The organism is Halomonas almeriensis (assembly GCF_030409235.1).
In the GTDB taxonomy this organism is placed as follows: Bacteria; Pseudomonadota; Gammaproteobacteria; order Pseudomonadales; family Halomonadaceae; genus Halomonas; species Halomonas almeriensis.
Genome location: NZ_JAUFPO010000006.1, coordinates 141,603 through 156,391, shown reverse-complemented (window position 1 = coordinate 156,391; position 14,789 = coordinate 141,603). Strand labels below are relative to the sequence as shown.

13 protein-coding genes are annotated in these 14,789 nt (G+C 65.4%); 6 read left to right on the top strand and 7 right to left on the bottom strand.

The window, feature by feature from the left end:
- The 5 genes from QWY74_RS04625 (at position 1) to QWY74_RS04605 (ending at position 3,525) form a co-directional block, all read left to right on the top strand.
- Positions 1–1,413: an RNA polymerase factor sigma-54 gene (locus tag QWY74_RS04625; RefSeq protein ID WP_264825539.1), complete on the top strand. Its 1,413-nt coding sequence runs from the start codon at positions 1–3 to the stop codon at positions 1,411–1,413.
- A gap of 87 nt (positions 1,414–1,500) precedes the next feature.
- Positions 1,501–1,812: a ribosome hibernation-promoting factor, HPF/YfiA family gene (gene hpf / locus QWY74_RS04620; protein WP_264825538.1), complete on the top strand. Its 312-nt coding sequence runs from the start codon at positions 1,501–1,503 to the stop codon at positions 1,810–1,812.
- A gap of 6 nt (positions 1,813–1,818) precedes the next feature.
- On the top strand, positions 1,819–2,289 hold the full coding sequence (locus tag QWY74_RS04615) for a PTS sugar transporter subunit IIA (RefSeq protein WP_264825537.1): 471 nt from the start codon (positions 1,819–1,821) through the stop codon (positions 2,287–2,289).
- A gap of 44 nt (positions 2,290–2,333) precedes the next feature.
- Entirely contained in the window at positions 2,334–3,251 is a 918-nt protein-coding gene (gene rapZ, locus QWY74_RS04610) for an RNase adapter RapZ (protein WP_264825536.1), read from the top strand.
- Positions 3,252–3,255: 4 nt separating this feature from the next.
- Entirely contained in the window at positions 3,256–3,525 is a 270-nt protein-coding gene (locus QWY74_RS04605) for an HPr family phosphocarrier protein (RefSeq protein ID WP_264825535.1), read from the top strand.
- A 176-nt stretch (positions 3,526–3,701) separates the two neighbouring features.
- On the opposite strand, the gene pmbA is transcribed toward QWY74_RS04605, so the two are convergent.
- Positions 3,702–5,042 carry a metalloprotease PmbA gene (gene pmbA, locus QWY74_RS04600; protein ID WP_264825534.1) on the bottom strand — a complete coding sequence of 447 codons (1,341 nt, stop codon included), beginning with the start codon at positions 5,040–5,042 and terminating at the stop codon, positions 3,702–3,704.
- A gap of 145 nt (positions 5,043–5,187) precedes the next feature.
- Between pmbA and yjgA the strand changes: the two genes are divergently transcribed.
- The gene (gene yjgA, locus QWY74_RS04595; protein WP_264825533.1) at positions 5,188–5,694 is read left to right on the top strand and encodes a ribosome biogenesis factor YjgA; all 507 of its coding nucleotides are present in this window, start codon (positions 5,188–5,190) and stop codon (positions 5,692–5,694) included.
- 156 nt (positions 5,695–5,850) lie between these two features.
- Here yjgA and tldD read toward each other — a convergent pair whose 3' ends face one another.
- The 6 genes from tldD to mreC form a co-directional block, all read right to left on the bottom strand.
- Positions 5,851–7,305 (bottom strand): metalloprotease TldD, encoded by a 1,455-nt coding sequence (gene tldD, locus QWY74_RS04590; RefSeq protein WP_290313882.1) that lies wholly within the window; start codon positions 7,303–7,305, stop codon positions 5,851–5,853.
- Positions 7,302–11,189, bottom strand: a complete 3,888-nt coding sequence (locus QWY74_RS04585) for a YhdP family phospholipid transporter (protein ID WP_290313880.1) — start codon at positions 11,187–11,189, stop codon at positions 7,302–7,304. The genes tldD and QWY74_RS04585 overlap by 4 nt, the downstream gene beginning before the upstream one ends.
- Before the next feature lie 3 nt (positions 11,190–11,192).
- A complete protein-coding gene (gene rng, locus QWY74_RS04580) occupies positions 11,193–12,656 on the bottom strand; it encodes a ribonuclease G (RefSeq protein ID WP_290313878.1) in 1,464 nt (487 codons plus the stop codon).
- Between the two features lie 98 nt (positions 12,657–12,754).
- Positions 12,755–13,351: a Maf family protein gene (locus QWY74_RS04575; RefSeq protein ID WP_290313877.1), complete on the bottom strand. Its 597-nt coding sequence runs from the start codon at positions 13,349–13,351 to the stop codon at positions 12,755–12,757.
- 11 nt (positions 13,352–13,362) lie between these two features.
- The gene (gene mreD / locus QWY74_RS04570) at positions 13,363–13,851 is read right to left on the bottom strand and encodes a rod shape-determining protein MreD (protein WP_264825527.1); all 489 of its coding nucleotides are present in this window, start codon (positions 13,849–13,851) and stop codon (positions 13,363–13,365) included.
- Positions 13,851–14,735, bottom strand: a complete 885-nt coding sequence (mreC, locus tag QWY74_RS04565) for a rod shape-determining protein MreC (RefSeq protein WP_264825525.1) — start codon at positions 14,733–14,735, stop codon at positions 13,851–13,853. The genes mreD and mreC overlap by 1 nt, the downstream gene beginning before the upstream one ends.
- Positions 14,736–14,789: the final 54 nt, after the last annotated feature.

Below are 14,789 nucleotides of genomic sequence, written 5' to 3'. Positions count from 1 at the left end.
ATGGCCATGAAGGCTTCCCTGCAACTGCGGCTCGGCACCCAGCTGACCATGACGCCTCAGCTACAGCAGGCCATCGCCCTGCTGCAGCTCTCGACCCTGGAATTGCGTCAGGAAGTCCAGCAGGCACTCGAAGCCAACCCCATGCTGGAACTCGAGGAGGAGTTCGGCGAGCAGGCCGTGGGCGATACCACGGAAGACGACTGGGCCAGCGAGATTCCCGACCAGTTAAGCACCGACAGCGACTGGTCGGATACCTACCAGGATGCCGGACTTACCAGCACGGGGAGCGGCGAGGCACCGGACTTCGAACGCCAGGCCGCCGGCCAGAGTCTGCACAGTCACCTGGCCTGGCAACTCGCCATGAGTGGTCTGGACGCCCCCGACATCCAGGTCGCCGAGAGCCTGATCGATGCGGTCAACGAGGATGGGTATCTCGACCAGCCACTGGACGAGATTCGTCAGGGACTGAGCGCCCAGGGAATGACCACGCTGACCAGCGCCGACGTCGAACGGGTGCTGCAACGCCTGCAACAGTTCGAGCCGACGGGCGTAATGGCCCGCGACCTGAGTGAATGCCTGATGCTACAACTGGCGGCACTCCCCGAGAACACCCCGCGCCTGCCCCAGGCTCGCCGTGTGGTACGCCAGTTCCTCGAGGCCCTGGCAAACAATGACCGGAGCACCCTCAAGCGGCGCCTCAGTCTGGACGAAGGCGCCCTGGACGAGACCATCGAGCTGGTCCGCAGCCTCGACCCCAGGCCGGGCAGCGCCTTTACCAGCGGCGATAACGATTATGTCATCCCCGACCTCATCGCCCGGCATGACGCCCAAGGCTGGCAGGTCGAGCTCAATCCCGAGGCCATGCCCCGTCTGCGCATACAACCAGATTACGCGGCCCTGATCCGTCGCGCCGACAAGAGCCAGGACAACCAGTTTCTCAAGGACCACCTCCAGGAAGCGCGCTGGCTGCTCAAGAGCCTGGCCAGCCGCAACGAGACCCTGCTGCGGGTCGGCCATGAAATCATGGCGCGCCAGATCGACTTCCTCGAGCAGGGCGAGGAAGCCATGAAGCCCCTGATCCTGGCCGATATCGCTCAGGCCGTGGAAATGCACGAGTCGACCATCTCGCGGGTCACTACCCAGAAGTACATTCACACCCCGCGCGGCGTCTTCGAGCTCAAGTACTTCTTCTCGAGCCATGTAGGCGATGGTGGCGATGCCCACTCCAGCACCGCCATCCGTGCCCGTATCCGCAAGCTGATCCAGGAGGAACCTCCGCGCAAGCCGCTCTCCGACAACAAGCTGGTGAGCCTGCTGGCCGACGAGGGCATCGAGGTGGCAAGGCGCACCGTAGCCAAGTATCGCGAGTCCATGAACCTGCCCTCCTCGAGTCAACGCAAGCGCCTCCGATGAGCGTTGACACCTGCTGGCGACAGGGGGTTTGCACGACTCCAAAAAGGGTTACAATCGAGCCACAACCCATGGAGCAAGGAGCGTGTCATGCAAGTCAACCTCACCGGCCATCATGTGGAATTGACCGACGCCCTGCGTGACTATGTGCAAGAGAAGCTCACACGCCTGGAACGCCATTACGACAACATCACGACCGTTCAAGTGACCCTCTCCGTGGAAAAGGAGCGTCAGAAAGCTGCCTGTACTCTTCATGCCGCCGGCGCCGACCTGCATGCGGAAGCCATGGACAATAACATGTATGCCGCCATCGATGCCCTCGCCGACAAGCTCGACCGGCAACTGGTGAAACACAAGGAAAAATCCCAGGCCCGCGCCCAAGGCGCCGCCAGCGTGCGCTGAACCATCATGACACTGGAAGCCATCCTCCCCCCCGAGCGCGTTCTCTTCGATGTGCCCGGGGGCAGCAAAAAGCGGGTGCTGGAATTCTTCAGTACCTTCATCGCGCAGAACACACCCAGCCTGGACAGTCAGGAGGTGTTCAGTCGCCTGATCAGTCGGGAGCGTCTGGGCAGTACCGGTATCGGCCATGGAGTGGCCATTCCGCACTCGCGCAATCCGCATTGCCGATCGCCAATTGCCGGCTTCCTCAAGCTCGCCGAGCCCATCGACTTTGATGCCGTGGATGGCGAACCGGTCGACCTGGTGTTCGTGCTGCTGGTGTCCGAAGAAGCCGACGACGCCCATCTGGCGCTACTCGGCCAGGTCGCCGCGGTGATGAACGACGCCGATACGCGACACAGCCTACGGCGTGCCGAAAGCCAGCACGCCCTGCATGAGCGTCTCGTCGACGCCATACGACGACAATCTTCCGGCTGACGGCTCGCTGAGCGGCCTCGCCCCAAGTCCCCTAGGAGACCGCCATGCAGATCGTCATCATCAGTGGACGCTCAGGCTCGGGCAAGTCGATTGCCCTGCAGGCCCTCGAGGATTTCGGCTTCTACGCCATCGACAACCTGCCGGCCATGCTGCTCGGTTGCCTGGTGGATGAGCTTGGCGAGAAGCAGAACGACCTCCCGGTTGCCGTCAGCATCGATGCCCGCAACCTGCCGGATGCCCTGCAGCGGTTTCCGGCCCTGCTTCAGGAGCTGCGCGAACGGCATATTCACTGCCAGGTCGTGTATCTGACCACCGACGCCCGAATCCTGCTGGAACGCTATTCGGCCACACGCCGACGCCACCCGCTGACCCGCCACCATCAGGTGACATTGGCCGAAGCCATCGACCAGGAACAGAGCGCACTGACGGAAATCCGCGACCTGGCCGACCTGGTGATCGATACCTCGCGGCTCTCGGTCCATGAACTGCGCGGCCGCATTGCCGATCAGGTCGCCGAGCGGGGCAATGAAGCACTGGCCCTCACGGTAGAGTCCTTCGGCTTCAAGCGCGGCGTTCCGCTGGATGCCGATATCGTCTTCGACGCGCGCTGTCTGCCCAACCCCTACTGGGACCCCTCGCTGCGCGAGGCCACCGGCCGGGATCACAGCGTGATCGACTTTCTGGCCGGCTATCCGATAGTCGAGGAAATGCAAACGGATATCAGCGCCTGGGTGGAGCGCTGGCTACCCCGCTACCAGGCCAGCCAGCGCAGTTATCTGACCGTAGCCATCGGCTGTACCGGTGGCCAGCACCGCTCCGTCTACCTGGCAGAACGCCTGGCTCAGGAACTGGCAGAGCACCAGCCCGGGGTAGGCTTGAGACACCGTGAACTCGGCATCCAGGTCAGCCGCATGCCCTCGGGGGCAGCCGGAGAAGTCCACGATATCGAGAAGGAATCCTGAAAGCGTGGCGAGTCGCAAGCTTACACTGACCAACAAGCGCGGCCTGCATGCGCGTGCCGCCACCCGACTGGTGCAGTGCTGCCAGCCCTACCAGGCCAGCGTAACGGTCTGCAACGGCGCCCAGAGCGCCGATGCAGCCAATGTCATGTCGCTGCTGATGCTCGCCGCACCCTTCGGCACCGAGCTGACCATCGAGGCGGAAGGCGACGACGACGAAGCAGTACTCGACGCGCTAGAGCAGCTGTTCGACGCACGGTTCGATGAGGAAGCCTGAGAAGGAAGAAGGAAGAAGGAAGAAGGAAGAAGGAAGAAGGAAGAAGGAAGAAGGAAGAAGGAAGAAGGAAGAAGCCAGGCTGGTGCCTGGATGTGTGGCGTCAAGGGTTTTCTTCCCTCTTCAAGCGGCGCCAGCCGCGTTCTTCCCTCTTCAAGCGGCACTGCCGCGCCTCGGAATTACCCCCCGGCGATGGTCATTTCGTCGATCAACCAGCTACCGGTATGAATACTGCCGCGGGTATCGATGTCGTCGCCGATGCCCACCAGCCCCTGGAACATCGCCTCCAGATTGCCGGCGATGGTGAACTCCTCCACCGGGTGCTGAATCCGGCCGTTCTCGACCCAGAAGCCGGCGGCGCCTCGGGAGTAATCGCCGGTCACGCCGTTCACGCCCTGTCCCATCAGCTCGGTGACCAGCACACCCGTGCCCATGCGCGCCAGCAGCGCCTCGCGGGACTCGAGCGGGGCCTCGATACGCAGATTGCGTGCGCCACCGGCATTGCCCGTGGTGGTCATGCCGAGGCGTCGGGCGCTGTAGGCGGACAGCATGTAGCTGGCCAGGCGCCCTTGATCGATGAAGACGTTGTCCCGCGTCTGAACGCCATCCCCATCGAAGGGACTACTGGCCAGGGCCCCGACTTCCATGGGGCGCTCGACCAGCGAGAACCACTCGGGAAACAGCATGGTGTTCAGGCGCTCGCACAGGAAGGAGGCTTGACGAAACTGCGCCCCTCCGGCGATCGCGCCCATCAGATGGCCGACCAGGCCGGAGGCCAGCGAGGGGTCGAACATCACGGGCATGCGCCCGGTGGACAGCCGCTGCGCGCCGAGGCGCCGCAGGGTGCGATCGGCGGCACTGCGGCCCACCTCGGCGGCATCGCGCAGTGCCCGCGGGTCGCGGGCCGAGGTGTAGTCGTAGTCGCGCTGCATGCCGGCGGCATCCTCGGCGATCAACAGGCAGGACAACGAATGCCGACTGCCACGCTGCCCGCCGAGAAAGCCATGGCTGTTGCCGTAGACATGCACGCCTTCACCGCTGGAAAGACTGGCGCCTTCCGAGCTGCGGATGCCCTCGACCTCTCGCCCGGCCCGTTCACAGGTCAGGGCGAGCTCGATGGCGTCTTCCGTGGAAAGCGGCCAGGGGTGATGCACCTGCAGGTCCGGCAGGTGCCTTGCCATCAGCTCGGCATCCGCCAGGCCGGCCGCAGGGTCCTCGCCAGTGTAGCGCGCAATGGCCAGGGCCTTTTCGACTACATCGTGCACGGAGGCCTCGCTGGCATCCGACGAGGAAGCGCTGCCCTTGCGCTGCCCGACATACACCGTCACGGCGATGCCCTGGTCACGCGATAGCTCGACACTCTCCACGTCACCATCACGCACACTGACGCCGATGCCCTGATCGACACTGGCGCCGACCTCGCAGGCATCGGCTCCCAACCGCCGAGCAAGGGCCAGCGCCGCTTCCACTCGAGTTTCCAGCAGTGCCTGCTGCTCGGCGGCATCGAAAGCCTGTGTCATCGATCCATCTCCTCACTGGGCCGACCCATGGGCCGGCACTCTTCATTGCGTGTTTTGCCATCCCGCCTTGGCGGGCTGGTATACTACTGACCCTGCGCCACCCAGTGTGCTGCCTTCCCGCTCCAACGCCCCTACAGGACATGGCATGATCCAGGATGACTCCCCGCCGGCCAACGAACGGCCCAGCAAGTCACAACAGAAACGCGAAATGCACGCGCTTCAGACCCTCGGCGAACAGTTGATCGCCATGAGCGAGGCCGAGCGAGCGCGCTTTCCTCTATCCGACGAACTGCTGGCCGCCATCCAGGAAACCGGCCGTATTCGTGCCCGGGAAGCCCGTCGCCGCCATATGCAATACATCGGCAAGCTGATGCGCAAGGAAGACCTCGACGGCATTCAGGCGGTCTTCGATGCCATCGAGCAAGAGCAGCTTCAGCGTGACCATGCCTTCCATCGCCTGGAGAAATGGCGTGACCGCCTGATCGATGAAGGCGACGACGCGGTTGCCGACTTCATCGCCGACTACCCGGCCACCGACCGACAGGCCCTGCGCCAGTTGATCCGCAATGCCCGCCGCGAACGCGAACAGGGCAAGCCCCCCACCAACGCCCGCCGGCTGTTCAAACTGATCCGCGAGACGGCAGGGCTCTAGCGGCTACGCCGCTGCAAGAGGGAAGAGCGCGGCTACGCCGCTTGAAGTGCGGCGCTGCGCGCCTTGAAGAAGGAAGAAATTCGCGGCCGACGCCAAGACCTGTGCAGCGGACCAGTCCTCTATTGTTCTCTTCCCTCTTCCCTCTTATCTCTTCTGCTAGGACTCGGTGCCGCCGACGGTCAGTTCGTCGAGCTTGAGGGTCGGTTGCCCGACTCCGACCGGAACGCCCTGCCCTTCCTTGCCGCAGACGCCGACGCCGCTGTCGAGCTCCATGTCGTGGCCGATCATCGAGACCCGGCCCATGGCCTGAGGGCCATTGCCGATCAGGGTGGCCCCCTTGACCGGGGCGGTGATGCGGCCGTTCTCGATCAGATAGGCTTCATTTGCGGAGAACACGAACTTGCCCGAGGTGATGTCCACCTGGCCACCGCCGAAACTGACGGCATAGATACCGCGGTCGACACTGCGAATGATGTCTTCCGGGTCATCCTCGCCGGCCTGCATGTAGGTATTGGTCATGCGCGGCATAGGCATGTGAGCAAAGGATTCGCGGCGCGCGTTGCCGGTGGGCGCCATGCCCATCAGGCGCGCGTTGAGCTTATCCTGCATGTAGCCGGTGAGGATGCCATCCTCGATCAGGGTGGTGCACTGCCCCGGCGTGCCCTCGTCATCGACGCTCATCGAGCCTCGCCGATCGGCCAGGGTGGCGTCGTCGACCACGGTGACACCCGGAGACGCCACACGCTCGCCCATGCGACCGGCGAAGGCCGAGCTGCCCTTGCGATTGAAGTCGCCTTCCAGGCCGTGCCCCACGGCTTCATGGAGCAGAATTCCGGGCCAGCCGGCCCCCAGCACCACCGGCATCTGGCCGGCCGGTGCATCCACCGCTTCGAGATTGACCAGCGCCTGGCGGACGGCTTCCCGGGCAAAGCGCTCGGCCACATTGTCATCGCGCAGGCGCGACATCGGATAGCGACCGCCGCCCCCGGCGCTACCGCGCTCACGGCGGCCGTTGCGCACCACGATGACACTGACGTTAAAGCGCACCAGAGGGCGAATGTCCACGGCCTGGGTGCCATCGCTGGCACGCACAAGCACCACCTCGTGGACGCCGCTCAGCGAAGCACTGACCTGCTCTACCGCCGGGTCGACGGCACGCGCCACGCGATCGGCTTGCTTGAGCATGGCGATCTTGTCCTCGGCGGACAGCCCGGTCAGCGGGTCAATGCCGGCGTAGCGCGCCGAGGTGTGAACCTGGATGCCGCTGGCACTGCTCAGGCGTTGCCCGCTGCGCACGATGCCGGACGCGGTGCGGCCGGTTTCGGCCAGGGCATCCGCGGTGACCTGATTGGAATAGGCAAAGCCGGTCTTCTCGCCGGCCATGGCGCGCACGCCCACTCCACCATCAATGTTGTAGCTGGCTTCCTTGACTTCCCCATCCTCCAGTGACCAGCCCTCTTGCCAGCTACGCTGAAAATACAGGTCGGCATAGTCGATGCCGGGCCCCATGGCATGCCCCAGTCCGGCATCCAGAGAGTCGAGATCGAGACCACCGGGCGCGAGCAGAACCTCGCGCGCCTGGTCGAGCATGGAAGACGTCTGTGCTGTCATTCGGTACTTTCCAGAGAAAGACGCGGCGACGTCCAGGGACCTCGCACGCGGTAATGAATTTGTGTCACACGGTCGATGGCATCGCCGAAGAGTTTATCGGCCACAAACAGCGCTCCCCCCACGATCGGGGCACCGGCGACCACCGCCGCCAGTGGTAGATTATTGCTGACGGGCACGGTGACGCCCAACCCCAGGTCGAGCTCACGCCGCATCAGATCGACATTGCCGTCCAGGGTAAAGCTGGTGGCAGCGCCGTCGATGCTGACCGGTCCCCGTGTTTCCAGGACCCCACCATACAGGGTTGCGTCACCGCTGACACTGTCGAAAGCCGTGCCGCTTCCGGTCACATCGGAGAAATCCAGGCGCAGCCGACGCAGGAGGTTATCGACATTGAGCAGTCCCACCACCTTGGCCGACGGCGACTCGAGATTGGCAAACACGCCCTCTCTAAGCTCGACACTCAGACTGCCCCGTGAGCGCTGCAGGGCAAACTGCCAGGGAGCGCCCGGCCATGCGAGCTGGCTCTGCACCCGAGTCTCGGTACTAGTGACCGCCACGGGCTGGCCCAGGGCCGCCAGCGCCGAGCCAACGTCACCGCCCGCCAACGACAGTCGAGAGCGTGTCAGACTGGCATCCGACCCCGAGGCCTCCCAGGTCATGTTGCCACGGGCCTCGATATCTCCCAGGGTCAGTTCGACGGGGTCAAGCGTCAACTGGTCGGGCGAGGCACGCCAGTGGGCATTGAAGGGCCCGAAGGTGCGCGACTGCCACGCCAGGGAAGCCACCTTCAACTCGCCGGCGGGCCATTGCCCGACACCGTCCAGCATCGGGGCTGGTGCCGCCGGCACATCGATTTCCTGGAAGAGTTTGCCGCTCCCCTGGCTGGTGGTCGCCGCCGCCTGGTTGTCCGGCACCACCTCATCGAGGCGCAGACGTTCCAGAGCAATGGCCAATGGCCGTTGCCGAGCAGGATGATAGGTCAGTCGACCGGCCAGAAGACTGCCGTCCAGGTCGACACCCCAGCCCCGGCCATCAGGCCGGGCATCGAGGCGCAGGGAGCCCAGGCAGCGCTGCTCGACGCGCAGACAGTCGGTTGCCACCCCGAGGCGTGACACCGATGGCGCACCGCCCGCGGCCGGCCCGGCATCACCGGCGGCCAGGGGCGCCAGGGCCTCTGCCCAGAGAGCCGGCGAAAAGCGTGGCAGATACGCTCTGACCGACCAGCCGGGTGCGGATGGCCAGGCGGAGGGCGCGTTCTGGCCTATCCACGCCTGCCCCCTCGCCGTCTCGCCGCCCTGCCAGCGCAGACCGACGTCGGACCCGACGCGCCCCCTCAGGCTCAGCGGCTCGCCCAGCTGCATGTCCAGCTCAAGGGGTCTGGCCCCTGCCGCTGCCTTGCCCAGCGGGGCGGGGAGATCGATGCCCAGGCCTGTCAGGTTGCTGTTCAGGGAGAACCTCGGAACCGCTCCATCGAGGCGTAACTGCCCTTGCCAGGCCGTCTCGCCATGGAGCAGCGAATTCGCCTCGGCGGGTGCGCCCAGAGCGAGCAGAGCGTCGGCCGTGACACGGCCCGACAGACCAAGCCCCTGCTCCGCGGTGTCGATGACCGCCTTGAAGGGCCCGCCCAGCAGCCGGCCGTTCAATTCGCCTGTCAGGTGCCCTGTATCCCCCTGCTGCTGCCAGGCCAGAGGCCCCTCGAGGGACTCGAAGGTCAAGTCGGTGGGGGTATGGGTTAAACGCGCCAGCGCGGCCTGACCCTCGAAGGCCACCGACATGTCCTTCGGGTTCGCCATGGGGAGGCGGATATCCAGGGTGCCGGTCATGTCGCCGTCCCCCTGCCAGTCCGCCATGGCCGCCATGCCATCCACCGGCATAGCAGCCAGGTAGCGCGTCATGGCGGTCGCTGAGGACTTGAGCGGGCTGTGGAGGTCGAGCACCCGCTCAGGCCCCAGCGTCAAGCGGGCATCCCGGGTCACGACCCCCAGGCTCTCGGCCTGTTCGATCTCGGCACTCAGGCTCTCGCCTTCCAGGCGCAGCTGCCCGGCGATATTGTCCAGCGCCGGCCAGGCCGGGTCGAACGGCACCCGTCCCTGCTCGACCGTCAGTTCCAGATGCAGCGGCGGCGCGTCTTCCCCGGGCGCGTCCGGCGCATCCTTCGACTGCCCATCGAAGGGCACATGCAGGCTCAGCGCGCCCTGCGGCACGCGGCCCGCCACGCCGCCGGCAAGCCAGTCGGCCAGCTCGGCATCGAGCTCATTGCGCAGCAGCGGCATCGGCAGCCAGTCGGTCAGCGGCCGGTCCAGGGCGTCAACATCCTCGAAGGCCAGTTGCAGCCCGAAGCCGCCCTGCTGCTGCTCGTCCATCGCCAGGCCGAAGCCGCCCTCGAACCGTGCACCATTCCACACAGCCTCCAGGTTCCGGCCGCTGACCGAGTGGCGAGGCCCGGCAAAGGACCAGACCACCTCGCCACGGGCACTATCGAGCTGCATGGGCGAGGCAAAGATGCCGGGTAACATCAGCCGGGCATCGCCGGTATCGGCGAAGCGCACCCGCCCCGTGCTGCCATCCGCCTCAAGCCAGAGGTCCAGCGGGCCACCCCCGGGGGCGTCCTGCCATGGCGAAACCGCCACCTCACTGGCACTGGCCCGGGCTCGCCACTGGCCGTCGCGATGGCCGAACGCCAGCCCCTCGACATGGCCACTGGGCGCCAGCGCCTCGACACTGCGGGTCAGGCTCTCGGGCAGAGGGAATCGATCATGCCAGGCGCTAAGCGCGCCCAGATCAAAATGATTGCTGGTCATCCACCAGTCCTGACCCTCGCCGCGCGCCTGCCAGAAGCGCGGCAGCGGCGGGCCACTGGAAGGCGGTTCATCGACAGCACTGGCTTGCGTGGCAAACCAGGCTTGCCAGCCTGCCCCCTCGCTGTCACGCAACCACTGTCCCTGCAGGGTCACATCCTGCAGGGACATGCCTGCGGGTTCAGCACCCGGAGGCAAGCCGGTGTCCCGGTTCAGCAACAGGGTCGGGGACGTCAGATCGACACGCACGTCCGCCAGCCGGCCGTCCTGCCAGCGGCCCCAGAGTCTGGCATTGCCGGCGGCATCATCCAGGCGCAGCATGTCATCAATCCCCAGGACCTCTGCCACACCGATCAGGCTGTCGAGCTCTATATCGGCCTGCAGGGCGGCATCGAATGCCTCGCTCTCGCCGCCCTGCCAGGTCACCTCCATCACCGTCTGGAAGGCGGTGCCGGGGCGGTCGCGCAGGCGTACTTCGCCCTCCAGGTGTGTCTTGCCGCGCTCGCCGGTCACCAGCAAACGGGGCGCCTCGAGCACCAGCTGGCGCTGACGGCCATGCAACACCACCCGCAGATCATCCGCCCAGGCACGCTGACGCAGCAGCACCCCCACCCAGAAATCCAGGCGCGACAGATCAAAGGAACCGCCGGGCGCCAGCTCGGGTGGAACATCGGCGGGCGCCGGCCATTGCCAACCCAGGTCACTGTTCTGATAGAGGTGCAGGGTGACGCCGGCCAGCCGCGACTGCTCGAGAACCGGCATTCCCTCTCGCAGGCTGGCCGCGGTGTCCAGCCGCAGCCCGGCCTGATCGACTTCCAGCAGGGGCACGTTGCCCAGCCCCTCGCGCGAACGAAAGTCCAGGTCCTCGAGCGACAGCCAGGGGTCGAGCCCCGCTACACCGCCTCGAGTATGTCCCAGGGAGACCTCGGCAGAAAAGCGCGAGCCCAGCTGAGACTCCAGCGCCGGGGACCAACGGTCGAGCTGGCCCAGCAGCAGCCGCAGGACCACCAGCAACACGGCCAGCAGGGTCAACGCCAGGGCCAAAAGCGTCAGAAACCAGCGAAGGACAAGGCGACTCGGCGACATGTTTCACATCAGTACGATGTCGTACTGCTCCTGGGAATAATGCAATTCCACCTGAAAACGAATGGTCTTGCCGATGAACTCCTCGAGGTCCGCCACGGCGGCCGACTCCTCGTCGAGCAGGCGATCCACCACCGATTGCGCCGCCAGCACGGTATAGGTTTCCGCGCTGTAGGCGCGCTCTTCGCGCAGGATCTCGCGGAAAATCTCGTAGCACACCGACTCCGGTGTCTTCAGGGTGCCACGCCCCTCACAGGCAGGACACGGCTCGCAGAGGGTCTGTTCCAAACTTTCGCGGGTACGCTTGCGCGTCAGCTGGACAAGGCCCAGCTCCGTCACCCCGGTGCACTTGGTCTTGGCGTGATCACGTTCCAGGACCTTTTCGAGCACTCTGAGCACCTGACGCTGATGCTCGGTATCTTCCATGTCGATGAAGTCGATGATGATGATGCCGCCCAGATTGCGCAGTCGCAGCTGACGGGCAATGGTCGTCGCCGCCTCGAGGTTGGTCTTGAAGATCGTCTCCTCGAGGTTGCGGTGTCCCACGAAGCCACCGGTATTAACGTCGATGGTGGTCATGGCTTCGGTGGGGTCGATGACCAGATAGCCGCCGGACTTGAGCTGGACCTTGCGCGCCAGGGCCTTCTGGATCTCGTCCTCGACACTGAAGAGGTCGAAAATGGGGCGCTCGCCGGCATAATGCTCGATGCGATTCACCGCATTCGGCATGAACTCCTCGGCGAACTCGAGCAGCTTGACATGGTTCTCGCGAGAGTCGATGCGCACCTTTTCAATGTCGTCGCGCATGACATCGCGCAGGGTGCGCATGAACAGCGGCAGGTCATCATAGAGCACGCTGGGCGCGGGGGCGTCGATGCGCCGCTCGCTGACCTTGCGCCACAGCCGCAGCAGGAAATGCATGTCGCCGGCCAGCTCTTCATCGGTCACGCCTTCGGCGGCGGTCCTGACGATAAAGCCGCCCTTGACCTCCAGTGTCTGCTCGGCGAGCGCCGCCTCCACCCGGCCACGCAGGCGCTCGCGCTCGGCATCATCCTCGATGCGCTGCGACACCCCGCTGTGCGGCGAGTCCGGCATGTAGACCAGGTAACGCGACGGCACCGAAAGGTGAGTCGTCAGGCGTGCCCCCTTGGAGCCGATGGGGTCCTTGGTGACCTGCACCACCAGTGGCTGGCCTTCCTGCAGCAGCTGGGAAATCGAGGATTGCTCGTCGGCCGGCGTGCCGGGCGGCATCACTTCATGGGCATGAATGAAGGCCGCCCGGTCGAGCCCGATATCGACGAAGGCCGCCTGCATGCCGGGCAGTACCCGGACCACACGCCCCTGGTAGATGTTGCCGACGATACCGCGGCGCCTGGCGCGCTCGATGAAGGCTTCCTGCAGTACACCGTTTTCCACCACGGCGACGCGAGTCTCCATCGGCGTCAGATTGATGAGTACTTCACCACTCATGCGAAGTCCTTATCTTGAGAAGAGTCCTGGAGACGCGCCCGTGGCAGAGCCCGCCCCGGCAAGCGGCCCGGTCGGCGACGCGGGCGTGACTGGCGTCATTATGACACAGGAAGATTCCACAGCGGCACGCCCTGGCGTTGCAGGATCACCGCGGTCTCGCACAAGGGCAGCCCCACCACCGCCGAATGACTGCCCTCGAGATGTTGCACGAAGACCCCGCCGAGCCCCTGAATGGCATAGCCGCCGGCCTTGTCGACCGGCTCACCGGTATGCCAGTAAGCCGTGATCTCGTCCGATGCAATGTCACGCAGCGTAACCCGGCTGACCACGCAAGTGGTCACCAGGCCGACCGGCCCATGCACCGCCACCGCGGTCATGACCTGATGGCGGCGTCCGGCGAGTTCGGCGAGCATGCGCCGGGCATGCTCGCCGTCGCGGGGCTTGCCCAGCACCTGCCCGTCCAGCACTACAACGGTATCCGCGCCCAGGGTGGGCAGGGTGTCATCGACATGCCCGGCATTCGCCTTTTCCCGGGCCAGGCGAAGAACGTAATCCTGCGGGGCTTCATCCGGGTGCGGCGTTTCATCGAGATCCGCGGGACAGACATCGACGGCGACGCCGATATCGGCAAGCAGTTCACGGCGGCGCGGCGAGGCCGAGGCCAGGCGCAGCACGGGAGTGGCTCGGCGTGACATGACAGCCTCCTTCATGACCGGGTAGCCTGCCGCCGTATGGCCCGAAACAGGGTCGTCAGCCAGGGCCAGAGCGCGGCCCCGATCAAGGAGGGCAACAGGAAGGACAGATGAATAGAGAACGGCCCCAACAGGGTTCTCAGCCATTGTTCGACAAGCTGCACAAAGCCCAGCAACACCAGGATCAACACGGCCTGCTGGAGCAGTGAGTAGGCACGGAAACGCGGATAGACCAGGGAGCAGAGAAAGGCCAGCATAGAGAGTAGCAAGGCATTCTGTCCCAGGGGCACGCCCTCGATGAGGTCCAGCAGTATCCCCAGCACGAAGCCATGCACGACCCCAACCCGTTGCGGCGTCTTCATGCACCAGTAGATCAGCATCAGCCCAAGCCAGTCGGGCCGCCAGATCTGCCAGCCTTCGGCCAGGGGCATGACCTGCAGGCACAGCGCCAGCAGCATCGATAGCCATACCCAGATCATGGACGTCGGGGTCGCGCGTGCCATCAGGGGGTCTCCTCCGGCTCTGGGTCACCCATCACCTGGCGCGCCGCCTCGACGGCGACCGGGTCCAGGGCGACCTCCCAGCCCCCGCTGCCATCGGCATTGCGGGGCTCGGGGGGAAAGAGCAGCAGGAAATGCCGCGAACGCTGCAGCTTGGCCACCGGACTGGCCACCACGCGGGCAAAGGGCTCGCCCGGGTCGTGCACCACCTCGTCGACGCGCGCCACCGGGAAGCCCGCCGGGAAGCGGTCGGCCAAGCCGGACGTCACCAGCAGATCATCCTCACGGATGTCGGCCGTGTCCGGCACATGCAGCACATTGAGGCTGGCGTCTCGCCCTGCGCCCTGGACCACGAAACGCTGGCCATTGCGATTGACCTGGACGGGCAGCGCATGACTGGCATCGGTGACCAGCAGCACGCGACTCGAGTAGGCCGAGACCGATGTTACCTGACCAACCAGGCCGGATGCGTCCATGACCGGCTGGCCGACGAAGACCCCGTTGCGACGCCCGCGGTCAAGCACCATGCGATGCGTGAAGGGATCCGGGTCGAGGGACAGGAGTTCCGCGGTTACGAAGGGGATGTCGTCCTGCTTGCTGGCCGCCAGCAATTCCCGCAGGCGGACATTTTCTGCCTGAAGGCTCGCCATGCGTTGCACACGGTGGGACAGGCTGAGCACCTGCTCGCGCAGACGGCGATTTTCTTCCACCAGCTCACGCTGGTCGGAAAGCACCAGCGCCCCCCAGTTGAGCAGGTCACTGGGCAAGCTGACCACCCACTGAACCGGCGCCACCAGGGTGGAGAGTTGCGCACGCACCGAATCCATGCGCGAGAAGCGCAGGTCGGCGACCATCAGGGCAATGGCAAGGGTGGCACACACCAGCATACGGCCCCAGGGCACCGCCCCATGCGAGAACAGCGGCTTGATAGGGAACCTCCC

Excerpts from the sequence above, each read along its gene's own strand:
- QWY74_RS04625 (WP_264825539.1), top strand. The coding sequence starts at position 1 with ATGGCCATGAAGGCTTCCCTGCAACTGCGGCTCGGCACCCAGCTGACC.
- hpf (WP_264825538.1), top strand. The coding sequence starts at position 1,501 with ATGCAAGTCAACCTCACCGGCCATCATGTGGAATTGACCGACGCCCTG.
- QWY74_RS04615 (WP_264825537.1), top strand. The coding sequence starts at position 1,819 with ATGACACTGGAAGCCATCCTCCCCCCCGAGCGCGTTCTCTTCGATGTG.
- rapZ (WP_264825536.1), top strand. The coding sequence starts at position 2,334 with ATGCAGATCGTCATCATCAGTGGACGCTCAGGCTCGGGCAAGTCGATT.
- pmbA (WP_264825534.1), bottom strand. The coding sequence starts at position 5,042 with ATGACACAGGCTTTCGATGCCGCCGAGCAGCAGGCACTGCTGGAAACT.
- yjgA (WP_264825533.1), top strand. The coding sequence starts at position 5,188 with ATGATCCAGGATGACTCCCCGCCGGCCAACGAACGGCCCAGCAAGTCA.
- tldD (WP_290313882.1), bottom strand. The coding sequence starts at position 7,305 with ATGACAGCACAGACGTCTTCCATGCTCGACCAGGCGCGCGAGGTTCTG.
- QWY74_RS04585 (WP_290313880.1), bottom strand. The coding sequence starts at position 11,189 with ATGTCGCCGAGTCGCCTTGTCCTTCGCTGGTTTCTGACGCTTTTGGCC.
- rng (WP_290313878.1), bottom strand. The coding sequence starts at position 12,656 with ATGAGTGGTGAAGTACTCATCAATCTGACGCCGATGGAGACTCGCGTC.
- QWY74_RS04575 (WP_290313877.1), bottom strand. The coding sequence starts at position 13,351 with ATGTCACGCCGAGCCACTCCCGTGCTGCGCCTGGCCTCGGCCTCGCCG.
- mreD (WP_264825527.1), bottom strand. The coding sequence starts at position 13,851 with ATGGCACGCGCGACCCCGACGTCCATGATCTGGGTATGGCTATCGATG.
- mreC (WP_264825525.1), bottom strand. The coding sequence starts at position 14,735 with ATGCTGGTGTGTGCCACCCTTGCCATTGCCCTGATGGTCGCCGACCTG.